Genomic DNA, 24,818 nt, shown 5'->3' on the forward strand with positions numbered 1-24,818 from the left:
CATTAAGCCGATTAGATGGATAATTCTTTAGATAATTGATACATATCTTTATCGATTGTATGCTTTTGAGCTAACGCTTCGATAATATCATGATCAACAAGTTTATTATCTTGAATACCTACACAACGTCCACCTCTACCAGCAATTAATAATTCAACTGCTCTTGCGCCAAGACGACTTGCTAATACACGGTCTTGTGCACTTGGTGATCCACCACGTTGTACGTGACCTAATACAGTTACACGAGTATCAAAGTTTGTTGCTTCTTCAATGTGCTTACCGATGTCAATTGCACTTCCAACACCTTCAGCCACAATGATAATACTGTGTTTTTTGCCACGTTCACTACCGCGCTTCAGACGAGCAATAACATCTTCCATGTCATACTCTTCTTCTGGAATTAAGATTGTTTCGGCACCATCAGCTAAACCAGCCCATAATGCGATATCTCCAGCATGACGTCCCATTACTTCGATAACATATGTACGTTCATGAGATGTAGCTGTGTCACGAATTTTATCAATTGCATCAATAACAGTATTTAAAGCTGTATCGAAACCAATTGTGAAGTCTGTTCCAGGAATATCATTGTCAATTGTACCTGGTACACCAACACATGGGAATCCTTGTTCAGTTAATTTTTTAGCACCTTGGTAAGAGCCATCTCCACCAATAACAACAAGTCCTTCGATACCGTGTTTCTTTAATTGCTCGATACCTTTTAGTCGTACTTCTGGATCTTTAAACTCAGGACATCTTGCTGTATATAATTTCGTACCACCACGGTGGATAATATCGCCAACAGAACCAAGTTCTAATTTTTCAATATGACCAGAAATTAAACCAGCGTATCCATGGTAAATACCATATACTTCAATATCATGGAAAATCGCTTTACGAACAACTGCACGAATGGCAGCATTCATACCAGGTGAATCTCCACCACTTGTTAATACACCAATACGTTTCATTTGTACTCACCTCATAAAGATTATTTGCCTTATAATAAAATAACACGAAAAAATATAAAAACACAATGGAGAAGATGTGTCTTTTCATAATAAAAACGTGCATTCGCGAAGAGGAACGCACGCTTTTATTATTTTATCCCAATGGAAGCGTTTGAAAACGAAACTTGCCCAATTTTCATATATTTTTCATAACGTTTTTCGATTAATTCATCTTTCGAAATTCCGCTTAATTGTTCAAAAGTTTTCTTAAGCATTAAATCTATATTTTCTGATTGTTTTAAAATATTACGATGCGCTCCGCCTTTTGCCTCTGGAATAATTTCGTCAATTACACCTAATTCTTTCAAATCTAATGCTGTAATTTTCATCGCTTCTGCAGCTTCTTTTGCTTTACTAGCGTCTTTCCAAAGAATTGCCGCCGCACCCTCTGGTGTAATAACAGAATACGTGGAATTTTCCAGCATATGAATGTAATCGCCTACTCCAAGACCTAACGCACCACCACTACCACCTTCACCGATAACAATACAAATAACAGGGACAGTTAAACCCGCCATTTCAAATAAATTACGGGCAATCGCCTCACTTTGTCCACGTTCTTCAGCTGCTTTACCAGGGTAAGCTCCCTTCGTATCGATGAAACAAATAATAGGACGATTAAACTTTTCCGCTTGTTTCATTAGACGCAGTGCTTTTCGATATCCTTCTGGATGAGGCATCCCAAAATTACGACGAATATTTTCTTTCGTATCTTTTCCGCGTTGGTGCCCAATTACAGTTACAGGCATCCCCTTATATTTCGCAATGCCGCCGACAATCGCTGCATCGTCGCCAAATAGGCGATCTCCATGACATTCAAAAAAATTAGTAAATAAGTGCTCAATATAATCGAGCGTTGTCGGTCGTTCTGCATGACGAGCAATTTGAACACGGTCCCATACTTTCATATTGCCGTATATATCTTCCTCTAATTTTTCTAGCTTGTCTTCCAAAATACGAATCTCCTCACTGAAGTCCATCTGGCTGTTTTTCGTATAGTCTTTCAGTTCACGAATCTTATTTCTTAGCTCAACAACTGGTTTCTCAAATTCTAGCTCTGCCATACAGCCATTTCCCCTCCTTGATGAACTTCTAAAATCTTACGGAGCGATTCTCTCATATCATCACGATGCACAACCGCATCTAATTGACCGTGCTCTAATAAAAATTCTGCCGTTTGGAAATCTTCCGGTAGTTTTTCACGCACTGTTTGTTCAATTACACGTCTACCAGCAAATCCGATAAGTGCACCTGGCTCTGCAAGATTGTAATCACCAAGTGAAGCGAAACTCGCTGAAACCCCGCCCGTCGTTGGGTGAGTCATAACAGAAATAAATAACCCTCCTGCATTACTATGCTTTTTCAAAGCTACGCTTGTTTTTGCCATTTGCATTAAACTTAATATCCCTTCTTGCATACGGGCACCACCCGACGCAGTAAAGATAATAAATGGAACTTGTAAGTCGTATGCTTTTTCAACTGCACGGGCAATTTTCTCTCCTACAACAGAGCCCATGCTGCCCATTCGAAAACGAGAATCCATTACTGCAACAACAACAAGCATGTCATCAATTGTTCCTTCACCAGTTACAACCGCTTCGTTCAATTTAGTCTTCTTACGATCGCTCTCTAGTTTCTCTTCGTATCCTGGAAACTCGAGTGGATTTAATGAAACCATTTCTTTGTCATACTCACGGAATGACCCTTCATCCAATATACTATCAAGACGTTCCCATGCATTCATAGGATGATGATATCCACAATTCACACATACTTTTAAATTTTTTAGAAGCTCTTTCGTATACATGATTTTTTTACATTTCGGACATTTTGTCATAACGCCATCTGGTACATCTTTTCGTACTTGTTCTGAAGGTATTGCAGCGTACTTTTTCTTTTTCACGAATAAATCTCTTAGCACAATTTGACCCCCTTCGTTGAGAGCTAAGGTTAGCGCAAGAAGAAAATTGGGCTAACACCAAAGTTTGATGTTAGCCTTATCTTCTCAATCTGTCTAATAACCTCACTCTTTACGTTTAACTTTAACCGCTACGCGATAGAATGTTTGTCATAACGTGTCATGGTCATTTCGACAAATTTTATACATTACGAGTGAAACTGTATATTCTCTACTAATTCATCGTAAATTTTTAGTGCATCATTTTCTTGTTTTTCTTCCAAAGTAGCATAAAGCTTTCTATACATATCGATAGAATCTCCTGAAACTTCACAAGAAAGAGTTGATACGTAATCATTTACGATCATCCAAATGCGATATAGTAAATAATTATCGACTTGTTCAATGAGTGTTTTAAAGAACGTTTGATGAAGCATCGGAATTGAATTTTCATTTTCTTCAAGCACTTGATTTAATTTTCTTAGCACTTTAGAAAACGTTTCTTTCGGCAAATTACATACAATTCGAATCATATCTTTCTCAAGCAATCGTTTTGTTTGTAATAAATCACGAATTGTTTTCTCATCTTGCAGTAAGAACGGCGCAATCAATTGTACAAGACCGTTATCGTAAAAGTTTCGAATAAACGTCCCTTCACCACGTCTCGTTTCAATCAATCCTACCAGTTCTAAAGCACGCAATGCTTCTCTTACAGAGGAACGCCCTACGTTTAAACGTGAACTTAACTCACGCTCAGACGGCAAACGATCCCCTGCCACCAATCCATCTTCTTCCATAATGGAACGGATTTTTTTTACAATTTCGAGATATACTTTTGTATTTGATGATGTCAATGGAAATTCCTCGCTTATTCTTTACCAATCAGCGCTAATTGTTTTGTTTTCTCAGCAATCTCATTTGGATCTACTTGACGGCGAGCTACTCCTGTCTCCATTGCAGCTTTCGCAACGTAAGCTGCCACTTGAGGCGCTACACGCGCGTCAAACGGTGCCGGAATGATATAGTCTGCATTCAACTCATCTTCTGCTACAAGCTCAGCAATAGCCTGTACAGCTGCCATCTTCATTTCTTCGTTAATTTGTGTCGCATGTACGTCAAGTGCACCACGGAAAATACCAGGGAACGCTAGTACATTATTTACTTGGTTCGCGAAGTCAGAACGACCCGTTCCAACAACAGCTGCGCCCGCTGCTTTTGCCAATTCTGGCATAATTTCTGGAACTGGATTCGCCATTGCAAAAATAATTGCATCGTCATTCATTGTACGAACCATCTCTTCTGTTAATGCACCTTCTGCAGATACACCAATGAATACGTCCGCACCTTGTACAACGTCAGCTAAAGAACCTTCGATACGATTCTTATTTGTATATTTTGCAACTTCATCCTTCACCGGATTCATACCTGTAGGACGACCATCATAGATTGCGCCTTTACGGTCACACATAATAATGTCGCGTACACCATAGCGATATAAAAGTTTAATAATTGCAATACCTGCTGCACCTGCGCCATTTGCGACAACTTTAATGTCAGACATTTTCTTTCCAACTAATTTTAGCGCGTTCACAAGACCTGCTACTGTTACGATAGCTGTTCCGTGTTGATCATCATGGAAGATAGGAATATTTGTTTCTTTTTTCAAACGTTCTTCAATAATGAAGCAGTTTGGTGCTGCGATATCCTCTAAGTTAACGCCGCCAAAAGTTGGCTCCATTAATTTTACAGTTTCAACAATTTTATCTACATCGTTTGTATTTAAGGCAATTGGGAATGCATCTACACCAGCAAAGCTCTTGAATAATACAGCTTTACCTTCCATTACTGGAAGAGATGCTTCAGGTCCAATGTTACCAAGACCAAGTACAGCCGTGCCATCTGTCACAACTGCTACCATATTTCCCTTCATCGTATATTCATATACCTTACTTTTATCGTCATAAATTTCTTTACAAGGTTCTGCAACCCCTGGAGAATATGCAAGACTTAAATCTTTTGCATTTTCTACTTTTACTTTTGATACAGTTTCTAATTTTCCTTGATGCACTTTATGCATGTGAAGTGCTTCTTCACGAAGTGTTGACAAACTATCCACTCTCCTCAAATTATTCTAGCTGATATCAATTTCTCCAAGTGGTCTGACCACGAACACTACTACTATAATAATCGAAGTGTAGGGAAATTGTCCATTATATTTTCACAACCACATTTTCTTCCCCGACAATTTCACGAAGTGCTCCTAAACATTCTTCACTTGGATGAATCGATAAACTTCGAGATAATTGTACCATTTTATGTTCCTTTTCATAATAAATTAGTACTTTCGCAAAACCTGAATAGTCAAACAATATTTTAGTAACCTGATTTAAAAGCTTTTTCTCATACTGAGACGGCAATTTCACGTAAACAGATGCGTCTTTCTTTTCTTCATACACATCCATTTCTTCTAATGGATATAGTCCATTTACAATCCATTGTAACTTATGATTTCTTAGCTCAATCATGCCGTCAACTAAAACAATTGCTCCTTCTTGTAACTTATCTGAGAAATGTATATACGTTTCAGGGAAAAGAACTGCTTCCATTTCATCATTTTGATCACAAAATGTAATAAACGCCATCTTTTGCAACTTTTTCGTACGAATCACTCTCACGCTTGTTATATACACGATAGCCCTTTGTACTTTTTTCTTATGTCGCATCGCCTGAGCAAGAGATGGAATTTCTAATTCTTTCGCTAACTTCACATACTGCGCTGTCGGATAGCTTGATAAATAAAAACCTAGTGCTTCCTTCTCCTTATTTAACTGTTCAATAAAAGAGAGCTCTTCTCCTTGTACGTATTTTGATTTTGGAACAGCATCTCCTAAATCACGTGCAAGATTTGCGTACTCTAACGCTCCTTTAAGGCTTTTCCATAAATTTGTTCTCGAAACACCAAAATCATCAAAACATCCAGACCAGACGAACGCCTCTAAATTTCGCTCTGTTACAAACTTTGATGGCATGCGAAGACAAAATTCAAATAAATCTTCAAACATTTTTTTCTCTCGTTCTTCGAGTAATGCTGTCACTGTAGCCATTCCGATGTTTCGAATGGAAAGTAAGCTGTAACGTATCGCATTGCCTTCTATTTGGAAATCGTAACCACTTCTCTGAAGAGACGGCGGCAAAACATGAAAACCTTTTCGCTTCGTTTCGCGTATATACTGCACAATCTTATCTTCATTTCCAATTGCACTTGATAATAGTGCCGTCATGAATTCCAACGTATAATTCGCTTTTAAGTAGGCAAGCTGATATCCAATCATACTGTAGGCTACGGCGTGACTTCGGTTAAAACCGTAATTCGCAAATCTTACAATCAAATCGTAAATTTTCTCCGCGGATGTCTCGTCATAACCGTTTTTTAAACAACCTTGCACAAAATGCTTACGTTCCTGATCTAAAATATCACGATTTTTTTTACTCACTGCACGGCGTAATAAATCTGCTTCTCCGAGCGAGAATCCCGCCAACTTCGACGCAATTTGCATAATTTGTTCTTGGTATACAATTACACCGTATGTTCTTTCTAAAATCGGCTTTAAATCCGGATGTAAATATTCAATTTTTCTTTTTCCGTGCTTTGATTCAATAAAGGTTGGAATTTGTTCCATTGGTCCTGGTCTATATAACGAGTTAACAGCGACAATATCTTCAAATTCATTCGGTTTTAACCCGCGAAGTACATTTCGCATACCACCTGATTCAAGCTGGAATACACCTGTTGTATCCCCTCTACCTAACAATTGGAACGTCTTTTCATCTTGAAGCGGTAAATTTCTTAAATCAATTTGTGTTCCCGTCTTTTTCACGATAAACTTTATAATATTTTCAAGTAACGTTAAATTACGTAATCCTAAAAAATCCATCTTTAACAAACCAAGTTCTTCTAATGCATCAGCTGGATATTGCGTAACATACACATCGTTATGCCCTTCTTGAATTGCAACACTTCCTGTTAACGGCTCTTGACTCATAATAACGCCAGCTGCATGAATAGACGTATGACGTGGTAAACCTTCTACACGTTTTGCAATTTCAAACACACGCTCATGCAACAGATTCCCTTGTATGAACTCACGGAGTGATTGCGATTCCTCATATGCATCTTTTAACGTTATACCGAGCTTTGATGGGATAAGTTTTGAGAATATGTCAATATCTCGCGGCGGAAGCCCCATTACACGCGCAATATCTCTAATTGCCGCTTTCGCTGCAAGCGTCCCGAACGTTACGATTTGTGCAACACGAAGCTGACCATATTTATCTTTCACATATCGAATCATCTCATCACGTCTTATATCTGGAAAATCGATATCAATATCTGGAAGTGTCACACGTTCGGGGTTTAAAAATCTTTCAAATAATAGATCATATTCAATCGGATCAATATCTGTAATTTCTAATACGTAAGAAACGAGTGAGCCAGCTGCCGATCCACGTCCTGGTCCTGTTAAAATATGATTTTCATGCGCATACTTCATAAAATCCCACACGATGAGGAAATAATCACTAAACCCCATACTAGAAATAACGGTTAATTCATGATTCAAACGCCTTATATGTACTTCTTTCGGCGTACCATATCGTTTCTGCAAGCCTTCTTCACAAACGCGGCGTAAATACATATCATTCGTCTCGTTAGCTGGAACAGGAAATTTCGGTAATTGATTTATATGAAACGGTATTTCTACTCTGCAACGTTCTGCAATTTCTACTGTGTTATAAATCGCTTCTTCTACGTGAGAAAATAGTGCTTCCATTTCATCTGATGATTTTAAATAATATTGATCCGTTTTCAACCTTGGTCTATCTGGATCAGTCATTTTCGTTCCACTTTCAACAGATAATAAGCACTCATGAACAAGTGCGTCACTTTGATTGATGTAGCGTACATCATTTGTCGCAACGACTGGAACATTTATCCTACTCATAAATACAGGTAATTTCTCTTGCAGGAGCAGTTCATCTTGAATCGCATGATGCTGCAAACTCATATAAAAATTACCGAACATACTTTGATACATGCGAGCTACTTCTTCAGCTTGACTCTCTTTGTCTTCTAATAATAATTGTTCAATTTCCCCATCTTTACCTGGTGAAATAGCAATTAATCCTTTCGCATAATGGGCAAGCCACTTTTTCGGAATACCTTCTTTTGACTTCGTCATAATGCTACTAGAAATCTTTAATAAATTTTGATAGCCCATTTCATTTTCAGCAAGTAAAACAAGCGGATAAGATTTTTCCTCTTCTTCACTAAAAATAGAAGCTGTTAAGCCGATAATAGGCTGTATACCATGTTTCTTACATGCTTTATAAAACGGAATAACACCATACATAACATTTTCGTCCGTAATAGCGAGTGACGAAAAACCAAGTTCTTTCGCCCTGACTACAAGCTCATCAATTTTACAAGCACTTTTTAATAAACTAAAAACGGTTTGACATTGTAAATGCACAAACTTCACTGTTGTACCCTCTCTTTACCAATCTGACTACTTTTATTATAGGTGATGAGGAAAGCGGAAATCAAAACATACTTCTTATACTTTGTCCATATATATGAAGAAGAAAGGGGAATGACGATGGATGTAAGAGAACATACTTTTTTCTCTCTGCTTATTATTAGTTATTTTATTGCCTTTGGGGTTATACTTGGTGGTTCATTAATTGGTGGATTTGGTGCATTTCTTATCGGAAAACCAACTCTAACTTACATTAATCAATTCGCCCAAAATTTAAGAATTTGGGCACTCGTTGCAGCAATTGGCGGAACATTTGATACTTTTTATAGCTTTGAAAGAAGTTTCTTTGGCGGAGATATGAAAGATATCGTAAAACAAATTCTCCTTATTTTTTTCGCAACGGGTGGTATGCAAACCGGTCTTATTATTATTAAATGGCTAACGCAGGAACATGTATGAGAGTACCAAGTGCCAATACAGCAAAAAGATGGTATTTAGTTTTAGCTGGTGCTGCTGTTGGAGGCGTGTTGAGCTGGTTTATTTTTTTGTACATATACGGTGTTTTTCAAGAAGAACAAGCTATTAAAATAGCAGAACAAAAAGAAATTATAGAAAAACAAGAAGCAAAGCTCCACGTCCTTCTCGAAGATCAAGAAAAATTGAATACAGAAAATAAACGACTCTTAACTATTCAAGAGATTAAAATAAAAATAATCAATCGAGAAAAATACGATTTAGACAATCTTACACTCGAAAATATGACCACTTCTATTCATAATGACCTCCAGCATCTTTTAACGAAAAACATACAAAGTATCGCAAAAAATAAAGACCTACTCAAAAAAGCAATCGAAAATAAAACGTATAAACATTACGATCGTCTATACCGCTTTAAAGTCGATACAATATCTTTTGATACCGTGCTTGAAATTAGCATTGCTATAGAAAAAGAAAAATAAAATCCCTCCACTTTATCGACATATATAACTCGATAGATGGAGGGGCTTTTTATTTTATTATCGTCATGAGGGTTCTCTTAAAACATAAAAAAAGACGTTTTTGGGAGTTTTTCATTATTCCATCAAATCAATCTCATAAATAACAAAAAACCCCTATTTATTGATGTTTCATTTAAAAAACAAAAAAGAAGGGCTTAAGCGCCCTCCTTCTTTTTTCGTTCAACATACAATTTTTTATCTACACAGCTCACGTAAATCAGCAAAAAGACGATCCGCTTCTTCCCAAGAAGATGCTTTTGCACCAGAAGCCATCGGATGCCCTCCGCCATTATATTGCATTGCTAATTTATTTATCACTGGTCCTTTTGAGCGAAGACGAACACGAATCACATCGTCTTCCTCTAAAAATAGAACCCATGACTTTAATCCATCAATATTACCAAGTGCTCCAACAACGCCAGATGCCTCAGAAGGAAGTACATCAAACTTTTCTAATACTTCTTTCGTTAATTTAATGTAAGCTGCTCCTTCTTCTACCATCGTAAAGTTTTGTAAAATATAGCCGTTTAAACGAGCAATCTTTTCTTTCGTCTTATACATTTCATTGTATAAATCTGTGAACTTCACATCCATATCAACAAGTTCACTCACGTAACGAAGTGTTTTCGCTGTTGTATTCGGGAATAAGAAACGACCTGTATCCCCAACAATACCCGCTAAAATAAGACGAGCTGCTTCTTTCGTTATCTGTAATCCTTTATCTTTTCCATAACTGTAAAACTCATAAATCATTTCACTTGTAGAACTTGCTGTCGTATCTACCCATGTAATATCTCCGTACGGATCTTCATTCGGATGATGATCAATTTTAATTAACATCTTCCCTTTTGCATAGCGTTGATCGTCAACACGTTCTTGGTTCGCAGTATCACATACGATAACAAGTGCATTTTCATATACACTATCTTCAATATCATCCATTACTCGTAAATATTCTAGTGACGGTTCATTGTACCCAACCGTATAAATATTTTTCTCTGGAAACGATTCTTGTAGAATTGTACCCAGACCGCCCTGTGAACCTAATGCATCTGGATCTGGACGCACATGACGATGAATAATAATTGTATCAAACTCTTTAATTGCTCCTAAAATTTGCTCATGCATATGTATAATCTCCTTTTCACTCAACTTCTTCACTTTAACGTGCAGTAAAAGCCCAATTGGTGCGGGCAAATCATTAGCGCAGAAACATCCTCACACTAATTAAAGCTTCACTTTATCCTCCATTATAACGGAAAGTATTTCATACATGCGAACAATTGCTTTATAATAAAAGTTAGAAAGTTTAGATATTTATTTTTTCTCCACTATTATTTTTCACAAAGCGATGGGAGTGTGCATTATGCCAGTATTAGTCTTCTGTATTATCGTCTCATTTATGTTGTACCTCTTCTACAAAACAAAATACTTTCGTACAAACCGCCCAATGGAGAAAGGTTGGCTCTCTGGAAAATCCGCAATGGCACTTGGTTCATTCGTCTTATTCTTTGGGATAAACCAATTCTTTTTAGAACTTTCAACCGCTCGAATTATCGTTGGTGTTTTATTTGTTCTATTTGGTAGTGCAAGTGTATTTAATGGATTTCGCCAATACAAACATTTCTTACCATTAGCAGTTGAAGAAGCTGAATCTGTCTGAAGCAACATAAAAAAGCATCAATATTGTGATGCTTTTTTACGTCCCTTAACTTTTAAAATCATATATGCAACAAAAGCAGAAGGTATATTAAAGGGGTTGCCTTGTACGTGAAAATGTAATTGTTCTTCTTCAAAAGACATTTTTTCATATAGTTCTCGCTGAGATAATCCTGTTCGTTTCTTTTTTTCATGTAAACCTTGTAAGTATAAATATTGAAACGGTATCATCACAAGAAAGTAAAAGAGTGCGATTCCACCAAAAAAGAGCACTTCTGATGACATAATGCATACCACCTTCCTGAAATCCATTTTCTTACAATTGAATTATAACATAATATACAACCTAATTGAATTACTATTCTGTCTTCTTTATGTAACCGTCTCTCCACATAACTCTTTTTCAGCATACTGAACATATCGCCGAATAAAAGCACCAGGATCTTTTCTAATAGGTTCGATATCAATCCTTAACGGAATCTTTCCCGCCATATAAAAAATTCTCGAAGCAGTCCCAAGTCGAATAGCTGCTTCCGAAATATTTTCCCCATATCCCATCATGAAATTCCCCCATGCGTCTTCTAACTGTCCCGAAGCAATTAAATGCAATCTCGGAACACCAATATCAAACTCTTTATACCCAAATCCACATTCATCAAAATCGAGTAAATACCAATCCTCTTTGTCTACAAGAATATTGCCAAAATGCATATCACCATGAACAAATTGTTTTTCTCCTAATTGAGTTAAATTTGCAAGTTCTTGTATTCTTTCTGCAATTCTTATGCACTTATGCTTATCCGCATTCGATAGAAATGAAGCATTTAGTAATCGTTGTAAAGGCTCGTGGATTATCTTTTTCTCACTATATATAGGCCTTTCATAACCTCTCCAAGTTTGCGGCACTCTTTTGAGCACTTCATTTGTTTTTTCATGAAACTTTCGCATTAATGATCCGAGTTTTTCATAGTCCCTATCCCTTAGTTCTAAAATTTCACTTCCGTTTATAAACCTAAAGACAACAAAATACTGGATATTCCCTTCATCTTTCATAACAGATGTAATCCAATCACCATTTTTATTTACCACTACTTCTGGTACTAACATTTGTTTTTGCATCGCTATTAACCAATGTATTTCAGCCTCTATTTGCTCGCATGTATAACGTCCTTCTCTGTACTGCCTAACTACAAATTTATTTTTGTCCGATTCGAATATATATGTTTGATTTTCTCCCCCATGTAACAATGAAACTTTCGTAAAACTATTTAAATTATATTGCTTACATAACTGCTCTTTAGTGTGAAAATCCATCCTTCTCCCCCTAGTTCCTCTAGTGAAGCGTAATCGACTAACAACCAATTTTCTATCCACATTGATACATATCCTTCTATTTTTTCACTTCTCTATCCGAACTCTTACGTAACTTAAACAATAGCTTCAAAATCCAATAAAACAAAATAAAGTTAAAGAAAAAAACTAATGGATTAAACCAACATTCCCACCCACCATAATAAACAAACGTTTCAGCCGGTACACCAAAGTAAAGAAAATCCGGCTCATTTTCTCCTGATATAGGAATCAAGGCACCTATACTAGCAAGAGTCAAACTTACAAAATAAAGCCTCTTTTTAATAGCGTCCATTCTTCTATGCGTTAACACATGAATAATGATGAAACATATGACAACTAAAAAGAAAAGAATTCCGCCCATTCGCTTCCTCCTTATCACTATTCCATTTCCACATCTTCAAATTGTTTAGTATTTTTATTATAAATATGAAATGATACGTTATTTATTTTTTGTTTCTATCCTTTTAACAAAAAAGATGGAACAAACCAAAGCGGTCTGCTCCATCTTTTTATTTATCGATCAACTGCACCATAAGTAATGCTTTCCCGACAACATTGCCTTCATGATGCACTTCTACATCAACCTTACCAAATTTACGCCCAATTTCTAATACTTTCGGATGTACGGATACAACATTATCAATTTGAACTGGTTTTACGAAATAAATTGTTAAGTTCTCAACAATTAAATCGCTCTTCTTTTGGGCACGAATAACGCGATTCGTTGCTTCCGTCACAATCGTTGCGAATACACCGTAAGATAACGTTCCGATTGAATTCGTCATTTGCGGCGTCACTGAAAATTGATATAAATGTTCATTTTTCGCTTCTTTCGGCGTCATAAATTGATTCGTTACAATATCATCGATTGTTTCACCGACTTGTGGTTGACGCTGAATCATTTGCAACGCCTGAAGTACATCTTGACGGCTAATAATACCTTGCAGTTTATTTCCTTCATCAACAACAGGAAGTAACTCAATTCCTTCCCACACCATCATACGTGCTGCAGCTGCGACAGACATTTTTCCATTTACCGTAATTGGATGCTTTGTCATTACTTTATCAATTGGTGTTTCTTTCGCTACACCAATCATATCTTTTGAAGTTACGATACCTAACACCTTTTTATTTTCATCAACAATTGGATAACGCCCATGCATCGTTTCTTCATTGTACGCATGCCATTGTTGCACTGTATCATTCGGCTTTAAATATAACGTCTCTTCAATTGGCGTTAAAATATCTTCAACGAGGACAATTTCTTTCTTAATAAGCTGATCGTAAATTGCACGGTTAATTAACGTCGCAACTGTAAATGTATCGTAACTACTTGAAATAATCGGCAATTTTAATTCATCTGCTAATTTCTTCACATGATCTTCCGTATCAAATCCGCCCGTAATCAATACCGCAGCTCCGGCTTCTAACGCTAATTGATGTGCGTTCGTACGGTTACCGATAATAAGTAAGTTTCCAGCTTCTGTATAGCGCATCATCGCTTCTAATTTCATTGCCCCGATTACGAATTTATTTAACGTTTTATGTAGTCCCTCTCTGCCCCCAAGTACTTGACCATCGACAATGTTAACGACTTCTGCATATGTCAGCTTTTCAATATTCTCTTTCTTCTTTTGTTCAATTCGAATTGTTCCGACACGTTCAATCGTACTAACATATCCTTTATTTTCTGCATCTTTAATTGCACGGTAAGCTGTCCCTTCACTTACACTCAAATCTTTTGCAATTTGCCTTACAGAAATTTTATGCCCTACTGGCAGGCCATTAATATGTTCTAAAATTTGGTTATGCTTGGTAGCCAAATGGTTTCACCATACTTTCTTTTCCCTAAATTCTTCATGTGTTGTATTTTTAGTATACTATATTTTCAAAACTGTTACACTCTCTCTTTATATATCTGTACTATTTTTTTTATAACAAAATACGGCTTACATGACACTACTTCTTCTATTACAACAATGGAATGGTTTTGTCATCTCGTTCGATAGTTTGTCCAGCCGCTTCAATATACAATGAAGACAAGAAATGAAACAAAGGAGCGGATATATGATGAAAAAATTATTAGAAGTTGTAAGTGCTGTATTTTTAGCTTTCGTAGACGGAAAAAAAGTTGCAATGGAATTGAATGAAACACCTGAACAGCCACTTCCAAAAAGAAAAAAATCATCAAAACAAGTACAACCTTTAAAAGCTGTCCTACACACGTAAAAAAACCTTCACTTGTCTTTTCAAATGAAGGGTTTCTTTTCTATAGTGTAATACTTTCTCCAGCTTCTAATACTTTTCCTGTACAATTTTGTAGCTTTTCTACAAATTGATATGGGTCTTGTTCAATTACTGGGAACGTATTGTAATGCATCGGTACAACAGTTTTCGCCTGAGTCCATTTCGCTGCTAAAACAGCATCTTCTGGTCCCATTGTGAAATTATCACCAATTGGTAAAAACGCTATATCAATGTTATTCAGTTCCCCTATTAATTTCATATCAGAGAATAGAGCGGTATCTCCTGCATGGTATACAGTTTTCTCTTCTGCTGTAAATAAAATACCTGCTGGCATACCTGTATATGTAATCGTCTTATTTTCTTCATCAATATAACTAGAACCGTGGAATGCTTGTGTAAACTTCACTTTTCCGAAGTCAAATTCATGCGAACCACCAATATGCATCGGATGTGTATTTACACCTTGCCAACTTAAAAATGTCGCTAGTTCAAATGGTGCCACAACAACTGCATTATTTTTCTTCGCAAGCTCTACTGTATCTCCAACATGATCACCATGTCCATGTGATAAAAGAATCGCATCTACTTTTACATCTTCGGCCTTTAAATCTGTCTTCGGATTTCCAGTTAAAAATGGATCAATTAAAATCACTTTTCCATTCGTTTCAATTTTTACAACTGAATGTCCATGATAAGATACTTTCATTATTACATTCCTCCCCTATTCACATTCTCACTTTTTATTCTACATGATTTTTCAATTCCCTGTCTTTTCTAACATCGATTTACTTGTCATAACGCTTTCCTCCGATGTAAAGTTATATTTGTAATTAAATATTTCGGGGGTGCCAATCGATGAATGCTAGATTAGAAAATTTAATGCAATGGCTAAAAGAAAAAAACGTAGAAGCTGCGTTCTTAACTTCTACACCAAACGTTTTCTACATGACAAACTTCCACTGTGAACCACACGAAAGACTTCTTGGCATGTTTGTATTCCAAGAAAAAGAACCTATTTTAATTTGCCCTAAAATGGAAGAAGGTCAAGCGCGTAACGCTGGCTGGGCACATGAAATTATCGGATTTACTGATACTGACAGACCATGGGATATGATTGCAAAAGCAATTAAAGACCGCGGCATCAATGCAAATGCAGTTGCAATTGAAAAAGAACATTTAAACGTAGAGCGCTACGAAGAATTAACAAAGTTATTCCCAAATGCAGCTTTCAAATCAGCTGAGGAGAAAGTTCGTGAACTTCGCTTAATTAAAGATGAAAAAGAACTTTCTATTTTACGCGAAGCAGCTAAAATGGCGGACTACGCTGTTGAAGTTGGTGTAAATGCAATTAAAGAAAATCGTAGCGAGCTAGAAGTATTAGCAATTATTGAACACGAATTAAAAACAAAAGGCATACATAAAATGTCATTTGATACGATGGTATTAGCAGGTGCAAACTCTGCTCTTCCACACGGTATTCCAGGTGCAAACAAAATGAAACGCGGCGATTTCGTACTATTTGATTTAGGCGTAATCATTGAAGGTTATTGCTCTGACATTACACGTACAGTGGCATTCGGTGAAATTTCTGAAGAACAAACTCGCATTTATAACACTGTACTTGCTGGACAACTACAAGCAGTTGAAGCATGTAAACCAGGTGTTACACTTGGCGCAATCGACAACGCTGCTCGTTCTGTTATCGCAGATGCAGGTTACGGCGACTTCTTCCCACACCGCCTTGGTCACGGACTTGGAATTAGCGTACACGAATATCCAGATGTAAAAGCTGGTAACGAGTCTCCATTAAAAGAAGGTATGGTCTTCACAATCGAGCCAGGTATTTACGTACCAAACGTAGGTGGCGTTCGTATTGAAGATGATATTTACATCACACAAGACGGGTCAGAAATTTTAACGAAATTCCCGAAAGAATTACAATTTGTGAAATAATAAAAAGGCAGCGTAAGTGCTGCCTTTTTTTATTTCTCTACTATTTCAAATTTAACACCATCTTCTCCTCATACTTATCATCCCATTTAATTACAACTTCTATCGGTTCATCTTTAGATAGAGGTGCACAACTTACACAAGAAGATTTCATTTCAATCCTTGCTCCTTTATGAACTTCTGACGTTTCTGTCATTGCACTAAAGGCTCCATTAATAGCAATCTCTAAATTTTAAAATTCTGTCTTTCCATCTCCGCCCTTATATTGAAACGTAAACATTCCATCTTCACTGTCATCCTTAATATACCCTTTATATTGCCCCGTCCAACTTTTGCTCTCGCTAGAAAAAGTAACATACGAAATCGAACAACTTCCTAAAAAGAAAATACTAATGAAAAAGAATAACGCTCTCTTCATAATGCCCCCTCCATTCAAAAGCACTTATTTATTGTCTATTTCTCCCTCTTATCATATTATAAAAATACAGAATTTTCTAAAATAGGAGGTTTATATGTTACAACAACAGTTAGAAGAAATTCGTAATAATAATTACATATTGGATAACACACTTAACATTGATTCTTTAAGTTCCAATATGTTTGAGCATATCGGTGTTACCGATAGCTATTTAAGAGACAAACTTATTTACTCTACTTTTTACCATCTCATCAAAAAGGACTACATTTCACACACACAATTACAGAAACTATTATTAGAAAGCATTAGTGAAAAATATTTATTGTATAAAATTCATTCGGATGACGAAGATGCTGTATTTACTCGTGCATTTACGACATTATTACTTGCGCTCATTATTGATGCTGATACAAAATATAATTTCTTATCACAGAATGATATTTTAACTGTAAAAGATCAATTGATTCTATATATGAACAATGAACATGATTTCCGTGGATATGTTCAAGACCACGGCTGGGCACACAGTATCGCTCATGCTTCTGATACATTTGAAGCGCTTGTTCGTAGTCCTAAACTGGAAACTTTATATTACGAAGAAATATTACAAACTTTATTAAACAAAGTTTGTGTCCATTCTATTTACTATAAACATGAAGAAGACGAACGACTCGTTTATCCGATTGTCTCAATGCTACAAAATGGTCTAAAGGAAGAAGTACTCATAGCAGCTCTTCATGACTTAGTAGACCAATTACCAGTCCAAAAACAAACACTACATATTGAATCGTACGAGTTTCTATACGGAAATATAAAATCTTTCTTACGTAGCTTATTTTTCAGATTACGTACAATGTCTATATGTAAAGAAACTGAATACGAAATTGAAAAATTACTACAAGGACTTCGCCAACATTACTAAAAAAGAAGGCCCTTTAAAAAGTGCCTTCTTCTATTTCACTAATATTTAATTGAAATTTCACGATCCAAACTGAGAAAAGGTGGACAAGAAGCGCAAACGCCATACATGCTCCGCTCAAAAAAGTTAGTATAGGATGCGAATACACGTGCCCTAATCCATAGGATATCGCCACGAAAAACATTGTTATGTAAATATAAATTGCTCCATGTATTTGCCTCATATGAACCTCCTTTTCCCATATTATAACATAAATTTTCTGATTATTCACATTTATCGCTTGTAATCAATATTTCTCAACTGTTACACCTCTAACAGCAGCCTTAATATATGGTGCTCCTTGTAAACTTTGTAAATCCTCTGTTTTGCCTGTTGCAACTACACCGTATATTGGTAGGTCTTTTGATTCGAAGTTTTCATCTCATTATAGTTTGTCCTAAATTTCTTTTGACATCCTCCTTTATTTTCAAAGATATCTAAATAACACTTTTCTTTTTAAAATTTTTTCAAAATAAAAAGCACACCTATTTTGATGCACTTCTCTCCAACATACTATTCTATTATTTCATCGCTTCCTTCACAACATCTTGAATCATAACGACTTCTGTTTTCATATCAACAGACCGTGCTTCTTCATCAATACATTCATACCAAAACGCTAAGTGCTTTTTATCAATTTCATGATGAGAATTTTCGACAAGAGCCCCGCCTTCTCCTTGCACAGAATACCAATATAAGTACTCTTCTCCATCTCTTATTTCCCGGAAAATTGTCTCAACGTACATCTTTTCGTCGTTTAGTGTCAAAAGCACTTCTTTCATATTGCCATTAAGAAGCTGCATCCATTCATCTACACGATGACTTTTACCTTGTTTCACCTTAAATCTCGTTAACTCCACATTCATTTTTATTCCCCCGTTTTCTTACGTACAAACAATCTATATTCTATTGGATTATAAAAACTTAATTTACTAGCTAATTTTTGCGAAGGAATATTGTCTACATAACAATCCCAGCACGGTGTAATATCATTTTGTGTGCAATGTTCAATGAACCGTTGTGCAACAGCTTGGGCTAATCCTTTCCCTTGATATGCTTCCTGCGTCACAATATCAATTTCAGCAAATCCATTCCCACTAAATATCGAAACACATTCAGCTACAATTATCCCATCTTGTTCTATACAAAATCCGAAACCACCGTTCAAAAATAGCTCTTTTGATCCCCAATATTCTTTATAATACTCCTCTGTAAATTCACTACTTCGTTCTATATCACTTTTATCAATACGCTTCACTTCATATGTATTTTTGTTTGCATCTCGTTTTCTCTCTTCAGAAATTTCTCGTTGGAATTTCATTCGAGGCATGTCCCGAAGTGCATTACTAAAACGCCCTTCAATCATCATTTCCCACTCGTCACTCGAAGTGAAGAGTGTAAATCTCTTCTCTGTTGTTTCAATAGCCATTTTTAAATAGGAAAATAAATCTTCGTTATAATTTTGATCATAAGTATCACCAAATAAATAATAGATACCATTAGCTGTACGAATTAATCCTGCTGTTAACTTCTCGTTGGCAAAAATCTCACCATCTATCATTTGGTCACATACCGCATAAGCAAACGTCGTCGTTCCTGTATTACTTTCTAAAATCGGAAGGATTTTTCTATACTCGGCTACAGATAATTTTTTCATAACTGCTCCACTTTAATCGTATCAGCTTCTATATTTTCAAAACAAAGATTTACTGTTCTCTTTAATGCTCTCGTTCTATGGATCTTGCACGCTGGAATTAAGATAGAATCATTTGGCTTTAAAACCGCCGTCTCTCCATCTTCAAAATCGATAAGTAGTTCTCCCTCTAACACAATAAACAATTCATCCGAATTAGAATGATAGTGCCAATCATATTCACCAGTAAATACGGCGATTCGTAAGCAATGATTATTTACATTTGAAACGACGAAATTTTTGTGTTGATCTTGAATGTCCTTTGTTAATTCTAATAAATTCACAGTTTCCATATTTCATCTCACCCTTTCACTAGTCGTTCTTCTGAAAACTAACTTAGTCTCCGCCACCTCCGCAATCTCCTCCACCATCACTTGAGCTGCTACAATCGTTGCTACTATAATCACCAAATCCGCTTGATGAGCTTGAATCGGATGAAGATTTTTTGCTCTTTTTGCTTTTCCTATCCCTCTTACTTTCATGACTAGGCCATACTTTATTAAATAATATAAAGAATAAGACTAACTCTATTGCGACAAGGATATATCCAAAAACATTCTCAATAATATTGGGTGTTATCCCAAAACTGTAAAACACCCTAGCTGAATAAAGACACAAAATTACATACAGGACCATACAAATATACCGAAATGTTTTTTCTATCATAATGACTACTTTTTTTGAAAGAGGTATGTTCTGTTCCTGTTTTTTCTTTATATACTTTTGTCTTTTGGCTTGCTTTTTCTTCCTATTTTTACTCCCCATTGAATCCCCTCTATGGACTTTCACTTTTCATTTAATTCCAAATTATCACAAAAAACAACATCATAACAAGCTATATTTTACGTAAAGTTTTGTTTACTTTTTGTAAAGTTTTATTTACTTATTACCTAAAAATGGATATGATAAATGTAACAAATTTACAAAAAGGAGACTTTGTATATTTGATTAAAAATAAGGTGAAACAATTCCGCGTCGTTAGAGACATCACCCAAGAACAATTAGCTTCCTCTGTTCAAATCACTAGACAATCCCTCATCGCTATCGAGAAGAATAAATACAACCCGAGTTTAGAATTAGCATTGAAATTATGTGAGTTTTTCAACTGTAAAGTAGAAGATTTATTTCAATTAGATAAAACTGGGGAGGAAAAAGAATGAAAAATACTTTTAATCAAGAGTTCATTTCGCATCTTACCATTTTATTGTTAGGTTCAACTTTTCTTTATTTCAATAATAATGATGAAGAAAAGATTAGTTCTGTCCTTCTATTCACTGGCGTATACATACTCTTAGCCTTAATACTATTCATAGTGAAACGAATATTCTTTAAGAAAAAAAAGAACGATTCCGAGAAATATCCATTACCTGAGATGGATGAAAGAATCGAGAAGATGAGTTTAAAACTTATGGCGCAAATTTTCGGCCTCTCTCATTTAATCGGTTCTGCGATACTATTTATTTTATATATCACTGACAAAAATTCGATGATACGAGTTGAGTATGCCTTGTATTACTTGTTCGGCATTCTTTTCTTTACAATGATGTTCGGATTGAGAATTGTAAAGAAACTAGACAATTAACCCAAGTAAAAAGCCCCTCCTTACAAAAGGAGGGGCTTACATGTATTTCTATTATGATAAAGCAGGAGCTTTTTCAAGAAGCTCTTTCGCATCAGCGTATTGTAAGCCATGAGCTTCTGCAACTGCTTCGAATGTTACGTATCCATCTAATGTGTTAATACCTTTTAGTAATGCAGTGTTTCCTAAGCAAGCATCTTTGTAGCCTTTGTTCGCAATTTGTACTGCATATGGTACTGTTACGTTTGTTAATGCAAGAGTTGATGTACGTGGAACTGCTCCTGGCATATTAGCAACTGCATAATGAACAACGCCATGTTTTTCGTAAGTCGGGTTGTCGTGAGTTGTAATACGGTCAGTTGTTTCAAAAATACCACCTTGGTCAATCGCGATATCTACAACGACAGAACCTGGTTCCATTGATTGAATCATTTCTTCTGTTACAAGTTTTGGCGCTTTTGCACCTGGAATTAATACCGCACCAATAACAAGATCAGACTCTTTTACAGCTTCTGCAATGTTGTATGGATTAGACATTAACGTTTTTACTTGGTTACCGAAAATGTCGTCTAATTGACGAAGACGTTCTGCACTTAAGTCGATGATTGTTACATCTGCACCTAAACCTACTGCAATCTTCGCTGCGTTTGTACCAGCTTGACCACCGCCGATAATTGTTACTTTGCCGCGTTTTACCCCTGGAACGCCTGCGAGTAAAATACCTTTACCACCTTTGTTTTTCTCAAGGAATTGTGCACCGATTTGTGCAGACATACGACCAGCTACTTCACTCATAGGTGCAAGTAATGGTAAAGAACGATTGTCTAATTGCACTGTTTCGTATGCAATTGATACCACTTTGTTATCAATTAATGCTTTCGTTAATTCTGGTTCTGGAGCTAAGTGTAAGTATGTGAATAAAATTAAACCTTCGCGGAAATAGCCGTATTCACTTGCAACTGGCTCTTTTACCTTCATAACCATATCTTGATTCCATGCTTCTTCAGCAGTTTCAACAAGTTTCGCACCAGCTTGTACGTATTCTTCATCTGTAAAGCCTGATCCTATACCTGCTCCTTTTTGAACAAAAACTTCATGACCATTTTGTACTAAATGTACAGCTCCCGCTGGCGTCATCGCCACGCGGTTTTCATTGTTTTTAATTTCTGTTGGAATACCGATACGCATTATTAGTTCCCCCTTGAGTTATGAAATGACCCCTGAATCATTTTTTAAAGCGCTTTCTATGCTCTTATATTTTAACATAATATCTCAATATTTGACAAAAATTAATACAAGCTTTCCGATAGATTTAACCTTACATTAAAGGACAGTATTATCCGCACCTCTCAGCATACAGGATAAACTGTCCAATTATTCGAGACTTCACTTTATTTTATTCTATCGATGTCTATGAATAACATCTACTGCACCAGTTACTTCAATAATTGTACCGGTAATCATATCGGAATCGTCCTCACATAAAAACGAAATCGTTCTTGCGATATCTTCACCTGTTCCAGATCTACCAATTGGTGTGTTACGTTCTTTCAACTGACGTGCTTCTTGAATTGTCGCTTCTTTCATTTCACCAATAATATCACCAGGACATACCATATTTGCAGTAATACCATATTCTGCTTCTTCGTAAGCAACTGTTTTTGTTAATGAAACAAGTCCTACTTTCGCTGCTGCAAAAGCTGAACGATAAATCCATCCTGGTGCACTATCTGCCCCTTGGAATCCGTAATTAATAATACGACCAAAGTTCTGTTTTCTCATAACTGGAACGACAAGTTTCAACAAATGAAACACCGCTGTTAAATTACCCTGAATCATTTCATTCCATTCGTCTTCTTCATAATCAACTAACTTTTTTCGTTCAAATACATATGGACCAGCATTATTAATTAAAAAGTCAATTTTGCCAAAATGGCTTATCGCTTCTTCTACTATTTTATGTAAATCTTCCTTTTTCGTGACATCCGCTTGCACGAATTGTAGACGCTCTTCCATATTTTTATATGTTTCTTTCATCGTTTCCATAGCCGCCATATCGCTATGGTATGTTACTGTTACTGAATATCCTTTAGCCAATAACTTTTCTGTTACTTGCTTTCCTAAACCTTTCGTACCGGCTGTAATGAGCGCGTGTCTCACAAACATGCCTCCTTTTAAATTGCTATACTTCATATGTAACAAGTTCTCGCCCCAATTACAACTAAAATGAATTAAAGCAAAGTTTTCAAAATTCTGTAACGTTTCCGACAAGCACATTACCAAAATTTGTTTTATAATAAAGTTGTAAACGGTAATAAAAATGATTGGGAGGAATTTACTATGAATAATACATATACAAATATTTTAATCGCGGTGGACGGTTCTAAAGAAGCAGAAAGAGCTTTTAAAAAAGCAATTCAAGTCGCAAAACGTAACAATGCAACATTAACAATTGCTCATATCGTTGATGTAAAAGCATACTCAGCAGTAGAAGCTTATAGCCGCGCAATCGCTGAACGTGCAAATCTATTTGCAGAAGACTTATTAGAAGACTACAAAAAAACTGCGCTTGAAGCTGGCCTTGAAAAAATTGAAACTGTATTAGAATTTGGTAATCCTAAATCTAAAATTTCAAAAGAAATTGCTCCAAACCATAAAGTAGATTTAATTATGTGTGGTGCAACTGGTTTAAATGCTGTTGAGCGTTTCCTAATTGGTAGCGTCTCTGAACATATTATTCGCTATGCGAAATGCGATGTCCTTGTTGTTCGTGGTGATGAGGAGCAAGGCGATCTTTAATTTATAAATAAAACACCAAGTCCACATGTTTTACTGGTGGATAAGGGAAATGAAGCTTTAGGCTTGAATGAACAATAAATACATGTTGTTAAATAATGATAAAAAAGGAGTGGGTAATCCACTCCTTTTTTCACGACTGTGTAAGAAGAATAAAGATGTTTAATGTTACTCATAAAAATAAATCTTCTCTGTTTTTTCTCTACTCTTGCATGGATTTTAAAATCCTCATTTTTCAATTGATTGTTTAATCAAGTTTAAACTGTATTCTACTTAATTCTTTGAGCAATTGGATGGTCATCTTTTAGTTGTAACAAATCCCATAAATTCCCGTACAAATCCTTGAATACTGCAACTATTCCATATTCTTGCTCTTTCGGCTCTCTCACAAATTCTATTCCTCTTGAAATCATTTCATTATAATCTCTCCAAAAATCGTCAGTATTTAAGAAAAGAAAAACTCTGCCGACTGATTGGTTACCGATAAAGGAATCTTGCTCAGGTTTAGATGCTCTAGCCAGTAATATTGTGGTGCCGACTGAACCAGGAGGAGATACCACTACCCATCTTTTGTTTTGCTCTGGCTGATATATATCTTGGACTAGTGTGAAATTTAGTTTCTTTGTATAGAACTCTATTGCCTCATCGTAGTCTTTTACTACTAATGCGATATGAACTATTGATTGAACTATTATTACTAAATAAGCAAATTGTAGTATAACATTT

Annotated in this window: 29 protein-coding genes and 2 pseudogenes; 9 read left to right on the forward strand and 22 right to left on the reverse strand. The window is 36.0% G+C overall.

Annotated elements, in window-relative coordinates; genetic code table 11:
• Positions 1 to 11 precede the first annotated feature (11 nt).
• The 6 genes from pfkA to dnaE all read right to left on the reverse strand — a co-directional run bounded on the left by pfkA (position 12) and on the right by dnaE (position 8,444).
• Positions 12 to 971 carry a 6-phosphofructokinase gene (gene pfkA, locus NHG49_RS23280; RefSeq protein WP_000821162.1) on the reverse strand — a complete coding sequence of 320 codons (960 nt, stop codon included), beginning with the start codon at positions 969 to 971 and terminating at the stop codon, positions 12 to 14.
• Between the two features lie 128 nt (positions 972 to 1,099).
• On the reverse strand, positions 1,100 to 2,074 hold the full coding sequence (gene accA / locus NHG49_RS23285) for an acetyl-CoA carboxylase carboxyl transferase subunit alpha (protein WP_064474605.1): 975 nt from the start codon (positions 2,072 to 2,074) through the stop codon (positions 1,100 to 1,102).
• Positions 2,062 to 2,931, reverse strand: a complete 870-nt coding sequence (gene accD, locus NHG49_RS23290) for an acetyl-CoA carboxylase, carboxyltransferase subunit beta (protein WP_000942866.1) — start codon at positions 2,929 to 2,931, stop codon at positions 2,062 to 2,064. The genes accA and accD overlap by 13 nt, the downstream gene beginning before the upstream one ends.
• A 185-nt stretch (positions 2,932 to 3,116) precedes the next feature.
• Positions 3,117 to 3,761, reverse strand: a complete 645-nt coding sequence (locus tag NHG49_RS23295) for a FadR/GntR family transcriptional regulator (protein ID WP_000204434.1) — start codon at positions 3,759 to 3,761, stop codon at positions 3,117 to 3,119.
• 14 nt (positions 3,762 to 3,775) lie between these two features.
• On the reverse strand, positions 3,776 to 4,984 hold the full coding sequence (gene ystJ, locus NHG49_RS23300; RefSeq protein ID WP_161796084.1) for an NADP-dependent malic enzyme: 1,209 nt from the start codon (positions 4,982 to 4,984) through the stop codon (positions 3,776 to 3,778).
• A 133-nt stretch (positions 4,985 to 5,117) separates the two neighbouring features.
• Complete coding sequence (gene dnaE, locus NHG49_RS23305; protein WP_064474604.1) at positions 5,118 to 8,444, reverse strand: DNA polymerase III subunit alpha; 3,327 nt, start codon at positions 8,442 to 8,444, stop codon at positions 5,118 to 5,120.
• A gap of 42 nt (positions 8,445 to 8,486) precedes the next feature.
• Here dnaE and NHG49_RS23310 point away from each other — a divergent pair, with 42 nt between their 5' ends.
• Both NHG49_RS23310 and ytrI read left to right on the forward strand, forming a co-directional pair.
• Positions 8,487 to 8,900 carry a YtrH family sporulation protein gene (locus NHG49_RS23310; RefSeq protein ID WP_002008713.1) on the forward strand — a complete coding sequence of 138 codons (414 nt, stop codon included), beginning with the start codon at positions 8,487 to 8,489 and terminating at the stop codon, positions 8,898 to 8,900.
• Positions 8,897 to 9,400: a sporulation membrane protein YtrI gene (gene ytrI, locus NHG49_RS23315; protein ID WP_064474603.1), complete on the forward strand. Its 504-nt coding sequence runs from the start codon at positions 8,897 to 8,899 to the stop codon at positions 9,398 to 9,400. Before NHG49_RS23310 ends, ytrI begins: the two co-directional genes overlap by 4 nt.
• A gap of 234 nt (positions 9,401 to 9,634) precedes the next feature.
• Here the strand turns inward: ytrI and NHG49_RS23320 are convergent, their stop codons facing one another.
• Positions 9,635 to 10,567: a DHH family phosphoesterase gene (locus tag NHG49_RS23320; RefSeq protein WP_048562137.1), complete on the reverse strand. Its 933-nt coding sequence runs from the start codon at positions 10,565 to 10,567 to the stop codon at positions 9,635 to 9,637.
• A gap of 238 nt (positions 10,568 to 10,805) precedes the next feature.
• Between NHG49_RS23320 and NHG49_RS23325 the strand changes: the two genes are divergently transcribed.
• Positions 10,806 to 11,102, forward strand: coding sequence for a YtpI family protein (locus NHG49_RS23325; RefSeq protein ID WP_001144772.1), 297 nt, complete (start codon positions 10,806 to 10,808; stop codon positions 11,100 to 11,102).
• A gap of 17 nt (positions 11,103 to 11,119) precedes the next feature.
• Here the strand turns inward: NHG49_RS23325 and NHG49_RS23330 are convergent, their stop codons facing one another.
• The 4 genes from NHG49_RS23330 to NHG49_RS23345 all read right to left on the reverse strand — a co-directional run bounded on the left by NHG49_RS23330 (position 11,120) and on the right by NHG49_RS23345 (position 14,274).
• Positions 11,120 to 11,383: a DUF3949 domain-containing protein gene (locus tag NHG49_RS23330; RefSeq protein ID WP_048544372.1), complete on the reverse strand. Its 264-nt coding sequence runs from the start codon at positions 11,381 to 11,383 to the stop codon at positions 11,120 to 11,122.
• 87 nt (positions 11,384 to 11,470) lie between these two features.
• A complete protein-coding gene (locus NHG49_RS23335) occupies positions 11,471 to 12,412 on the reverse strand; it encodes a phosphotransferase enzyme family protein (RefSeq protein WP_064474601.1) in 942 nt (313 codons plus the stop codon).
• Between the two features lie 76 nt (positions 12,413 to 12,488).
• Positions 12,489 to 12,812: a hypothetical protein gene (locus NHG49_RS23340; protein ID WP_064474600.1), complete on the reverse strand. Its 324-nt coding sequence runs from the start codon at positions 12,810 to 12,812 to the stop codon at positions 12,489 to 12,491.
• A 148-nt stretch (positions 12,813 to 12,960) separates the two neighbouring features.
• Positions 12,961 to 14,274, reverse strand: coding sequence for a CBS domain-containing protein (locus tag NHG49_RS23345; RefSeq protein WP_000201565.1), 1,314 nt, complete (start codon positions 14,272 to 14,274; stop codon positions 12,961 to 12,963).
• A 244-nt stretch (positions 14,275 to 14,518) separates the two neighbouring features.
• Between NHG49_RS23345 and NHG49_RS23350 the strand changes: the two genes are divergently transcribed.
• On the forward strand, positions 14,519 to 14,680 hold the full coding sequence (locus NHG49_RS23350; protein WP_088048025.1) for a hypothetical protein: 162 nt from the start codon (positions 14,519 to 14,521) through the stop codon (positions 14,678 to 14,680).
• A 40-nt stretch (positions 14,681 to 14,720) separates the two neighbouring features.
• Here NHG49_RS23350 and NHG49_RS23355 read toward each other — a convergent pair whose 3' ends face one another.
• A complete protein-coding gene (locus NHG49_RS23355) occupies positions 14,721 to 15,404 on the reverse strand; it encodes a metal-dependent hydrolase (protein WP_088048024.1) in 684 nt (227 codons plus the stop codon).
• Between the two features lie 149 nt (positions 15,405 to 15,553).
• Between NHG49_RS23355 and pepQ the strand changes: the two genes are divergently transcribed.
• The gene (gene pepQ, locus NHG49_RS23360; protein ID WP_088048023.1) at positions 15,554 to 16,651 is read left to right on the forward strand and encodes a Xaa-Pro dipeptidase; all 1,098 of its coding nucleotides are present in this window, start codon (positions 15,554 to 15,556) and stop codon (positions 16,649 to 16,651) included.
• 40 nt (positions 16,652 to 16,691) lie between these two features.
• On the opposite strand, the pseudogene NHG49_RS23365 reads toward pepQ, so the two are convergent.
• A pseudogene (locus tag NHG49_RS23365) lies at positions 16,692 to 17,066 on the reverse strand (hypothetical protein).
• 94 nt (positions 17,067 to 17,160) lie between these two features.
• Here NHG49_RS23365 and NHG49_RS23370 point away from each other — a divergent pair.
• Positions 17,161 to 17,988: a DUF2785 domain-containing protein gene (locus NHG49_RS23370; protein ID WP_088048022.1), complete on the forward strand. Its 828-nt coding sequence runs from the start codon at positions 17,161 to 17,163 to the stop codon at positions 17,986 to 17,988.
• Between the two features lie 13 nt (positions 17,989 to 18,001).
• Here the strand turns inward: NHG49_RS23370 and NHG49_RS23375 are convergent, their stop codons facing one another.
• From NHG49_RS23375 to NHG49_RS23400, 6 genes and pseudogenes are all read right to left on the reverse strand, one after another.
• A complete protein-coding gene (locus NHG49_RS23375) occupies positions 18,002 to 18,208 on the reverse strand; it encodes a hypothetical protein (protein ID WP_001248905.1) in 207 nt (68 codons plus the stop codon).
• A gap of 63 nt (positions 18,209 to 18,271) precedes the next feature.
• Positions 18,272 to 18,453: pseudogene (locus NHG49_RS31500) on the reverse strand (anti sigma factor C-terminal domain-containing protein); the annotation flags it as partial.
• A gap of 92 nt (positions 18,454 to 18,545) precedes the next feature.
• The gene (locus NHG49_RS23385) at positions 18,546 to 18,890 is read right to left on the reverse strand and encodes a DUF6176 family protein (RefSeq protein ID WP_088048021.1); all 345 of its coding nucleotides are present in this window, start codon (positions 18,888 to 18,890) and stop codon (positions 18,546 to 18,548) included.
• Between the two features lie 2 nt (positions 18,891 to 18,892).
• On the reverse strand, positions 18,893 to 19,681 hold the full coding sequence (locus tag NHG49_RS23390) for a GNAT family N-acetyltransferase (protein ID WP_064474595.1): 789 nt from the start codon (positions 19,679 to 19,681) through the stop codon (positions 18,893 to 18,895).
• Positions 19,678 to 20,010, reverse strand: a complete 333-nt coding sequence (locus NHG49_RS23395) for a cupin domain-containing protein (protein ID WP_064474594.1) — start codon at positions 20,008 to 20,010, stop codon at positions 19,678 to 19,680. Before NHG49_RS23395 ends, NHG49_RS23390 begins: the two co-directional genes overlap by 4 nt.
• Positions 20,011 to 20,053: 43 nt before the next feature.
• On the reverse strand, positions 20,054 to 20,482 hold the full coding sequence (locus NHG49_RS23400) for a hypothetical protein (RefSeq protein WP_064474593.1): 429 nt from the start codon (positions 20,480 to 20,482) through the stop codon (positions 20,054 to 20,056).
• Between the two features lie 131 nt (positions 20,483 to 20,613).
• Here NHG49_RS23400 and NHG49_RS23405 point away from each other — a divergent pair, with 131 nt between their 5' ends.
• Both NHG49_RS23405 and NHG49_RS23410 read left to right on the forward strand, forming a co-directional pair.
• Positions 20,614 to 20,877 (forward strand): helix-turn-helix transcriptional regulator, encoded by a 264-nt coding sequence (locus NHG49_RS23405; RefSeq protein ID WP_141554606.1) that lies wholly within the window; start codon positions 20,614 to 20,616, stop codon positions 20,875 to 20,877.
• Positions 20,874 to 21,299, forward strand: a complete 426-nt coding sequence (locus tag NHG49_RS23410; RefSeq protein WP_258126567.1) for a hypothetical protein — start codon at positions 20,874 to 20,876, stop codon at positions 21,297 to 21,299. Before NHG49_RS23405 ends, NHG49_RS23410 begins: the two co-directional genes overlap by 4 nt.
• Positions 21,300 to 21,350: 51 nt before the next feature.
• Here NHG49_RS23410 and ald read toward each other — a convergent pair whose 3' ends face one another.
• Together ald and NHG49_RS23420 are read right to left on the reverse strand one after the other, a co-directional pair.
• Complete coding sequence (gene ald, locus NHG49_RS23415; protein WP_001219390.1) at positions 21,351 to 22,484, reverse strand: alanine dehydrogenase; 1,134 nt, start codon at positions 22,482 to 22,484, stop codon at positions 21,351 to 21,353.
• A gap of 213 nt (positions 22,485 to 22,697) precedes the next feature.
• A complete protein-coding gene (locus NHG49_RS23420; protein WP_088048143.1) occupies positions 22,698 to 23,489 on the reverse strand; it encodes an SDR family oxidoreductase in 792 nt (263 codons plus the stop codon).
• A gap of 147 nt (positions 23,490 to 23,636) precedes the next feature.
• Between NHG49_RS23420 and NHG49_RS23425 the strand changes: the two genes are divergently transcribed.
• Positions 23,637 to 24,095, forward strand: coding sequence for a universal stress protein (locus tag NHG49_RS23425; RefSeq protein WP_001066680.1), 459 nt, complete (start codon positions 23,637 to 23,639; stop codon positions 24,093 to 24,095).
• Between the two features lie 266 nt (positions 24,096 to 24,361).
• On the opposite strand, the gene NHG49_RS23430 is transcribed toward NHG49_RS23425, so the two are convergent.
• Positions 24,362 to 24,784: a VOC family protein gene (locus NHG49_RS23430; RefSeq protein ID WP_088048018.1), complete on the reverse strand. Its 423-nt coding sequence runs from the start codon at positions 24,782 to 24,784 to the stop codon at positions 24,362 to 24,364.
• Positions 24,785 to 24,818 lie beyond the last annotated feature (34 nt).

The sequence above is a fragment of the Bacillus sp. IBL03825 genome (assembly GCF_024712505.1).
In the GTDB taxonomy this organism is placed as follows: Bacteria; Bacillota; Bacilli; order Bacillales; family Bacillaceae_G; genus Bacillus_A; species Bacillus_A wiedmannii.

What these genes read in the sequence shown, in the direction of transcription:
- NHG49_RS23325 (WP_001144772.1), top strand. Translation starts at nt 10,806, where the DNA reads ATGCCAGTATTAGTCTTCTGTATTATCGTCTCATTTATGTTGTACCTC.
- pepQ (WP_088048023.1), top strand. Translation starts at nt 15,554, where the DNA reads ATGAATGCTAGATTAGAAAATTTAATGCAATGGCTAAAAGAAAAAAAC.
- NHG49_RS23330 (WP_048544372.1), bottom strand. Translation starts at nt 11,383, where the DNA reads ATGTCATCAGAAGTGCTCTTTTTTGGTGGAATCGCACTCTTTTACTTT.
- ald (WP_001219390.1), bottom strand. Translation starts at nt 22,484, where the DNA reads ATGCGTATCGGTATTCCAACAGAAATTAAAAACAATGAAAACCGCGTG.
- NHG49_RS23355 (WP_088048024.1), bottom strand. Translation starts at nt 15,404, where the DNA reads ATGAAAGTATCTTATCATGGACATTCAGTTGTAAAAATTGAAACGAAT.
- NHG49_RS23350 (WP_088048025.1), top strand. Translation starts at nt 14,519, where the DNA reads ATGATGAAAAAATTATTAGAAGTTGTAAGTGCTGTATTTTTAGCTTTC.
- pfkA (WP_000821162.1), bottom strand. Translation starts at nt 971, where the DNA reads ATGAAACGTATTGGTGTATTAACAAGTGGTGGAGATTCACCTGGTATG.
- NHG49_RS23375 (WP_001248905.1), bottom strand. Translation starts at nt 18,208, where the DNA reads ATGAGGCAAATACATGGAGCAATTTATATTTACATAACAATGTTTTTC.
- NHG49_RS23320 (WP_048562137.1), bottom strand. Translation starts at nt 10,567, where the DNA reads ATGCATGAGCAAATTTTAGGAGCAATTAAAGAGTTTGATACAATTATT.
- ytrI (WP_064474603.1), top strand. Translation starts at nt 8,897, where the DNA reads ATGAGAGTACCAAGTGCCAATACAGCAAAAAGATGGTATTTAGTTTTA.
- NHG49_RS23420 (WP_088048143.1), bottom strand. Translation starts at nt 23,489, where the DNA reads ATGAAGTATAGCAATTTAAAAGGAGGCATGTTTGTGAGACACGCGCTC.
- NHG49_RS23395 (WP_064474594.1), bottom strand. Translation starts at nt 20,010, where the DNA reads ATGGAAACTGTGAATTTATTAGAATTAACAAAGGACATTCAAGATCAA.
- ystJ (WP_161796084.1), bottom strand. Translation starts at nt 4,984, where the DNA reads ATGCATAAAGTGCATCAAGGAAAATTAGAAACTGTATCAAAAGTAAAA.
- NHG49_RS23410 (WP_258126567.1), top strand. Translation starts at nt 20,874, where the DNA reads ATGAAAAATACTTTTAATCAAGAGTTCATTTCGCATCTTACCATTTTA.
- NHG49_RS23390 (WP_064474595.1), bottom strand. Translation starts at nt 19,681, where the DNA reads ATGAAAAAATTATCTGTAGCCGAGTATAGAAAAATCCTTCCGATTTTA.
- NHG49_RS23405 (WP_141554606.1), top strand. Translation starts at nt 20,614, where the DNA reads ATGGATATGATAAATGTAACAAATTTACAAAAAGGAGACTTTGTATAT.
- NHG49_RS23425 (WP_001066680.1), top strand. Translation starts at nt 23,637, where the DNA reads ATGAATAATACATATACAAATATTTTAATCGCGGTGGACGGTTCTAAA.
- NHG49_RS23385 (WP_088048021.1), bottom strand. Translation starts at nt 18,890, where the DNA reads ATGAATGTGGAGTTAACGAGATTTAAGGTGAAACAAGGTAAAAGTCAT.
- accA (WP_064474605.1), bottom strand. Translation starts at nt 2,074, where the DNA reads ATGGCAGAGCTAGAATTTGAGAAACCAGTTGTTGAGCTAAGAAATAAG.
- NHG49_RS23335 (WP_064474601.1), bottom strand. Translation starts at nt 12,412, where the DNA reads ATGGATTTTCACACTAAAGAGCAGTTATGTAAGCAATATAATTTAAAT.
- NHG49_RS23370 (WP_088048022.1), top strand. Translation starts at nt 17,161, where the DNA reads ATGTTACAACAACAGTTAGAAGAAATTCGTAATAATAATTACATATTG.
- NHG49_RS23340 (WP_064474600.1), bottom strand. Translation starts at nt 12,812, where the DNA reads ATGGGCGGAATTCTTTTCTTTTTAGTTGTCATATGTTTCATCATTATT.
- NHG49_RS23400 (WP_064474593.1), bottom strand. Translation starts at nt 20,482, where the DNA reads ATGGGGAGTAAAAATAGGAAGAAAAAGCAAGCCAAAAGACAAAAGTAT.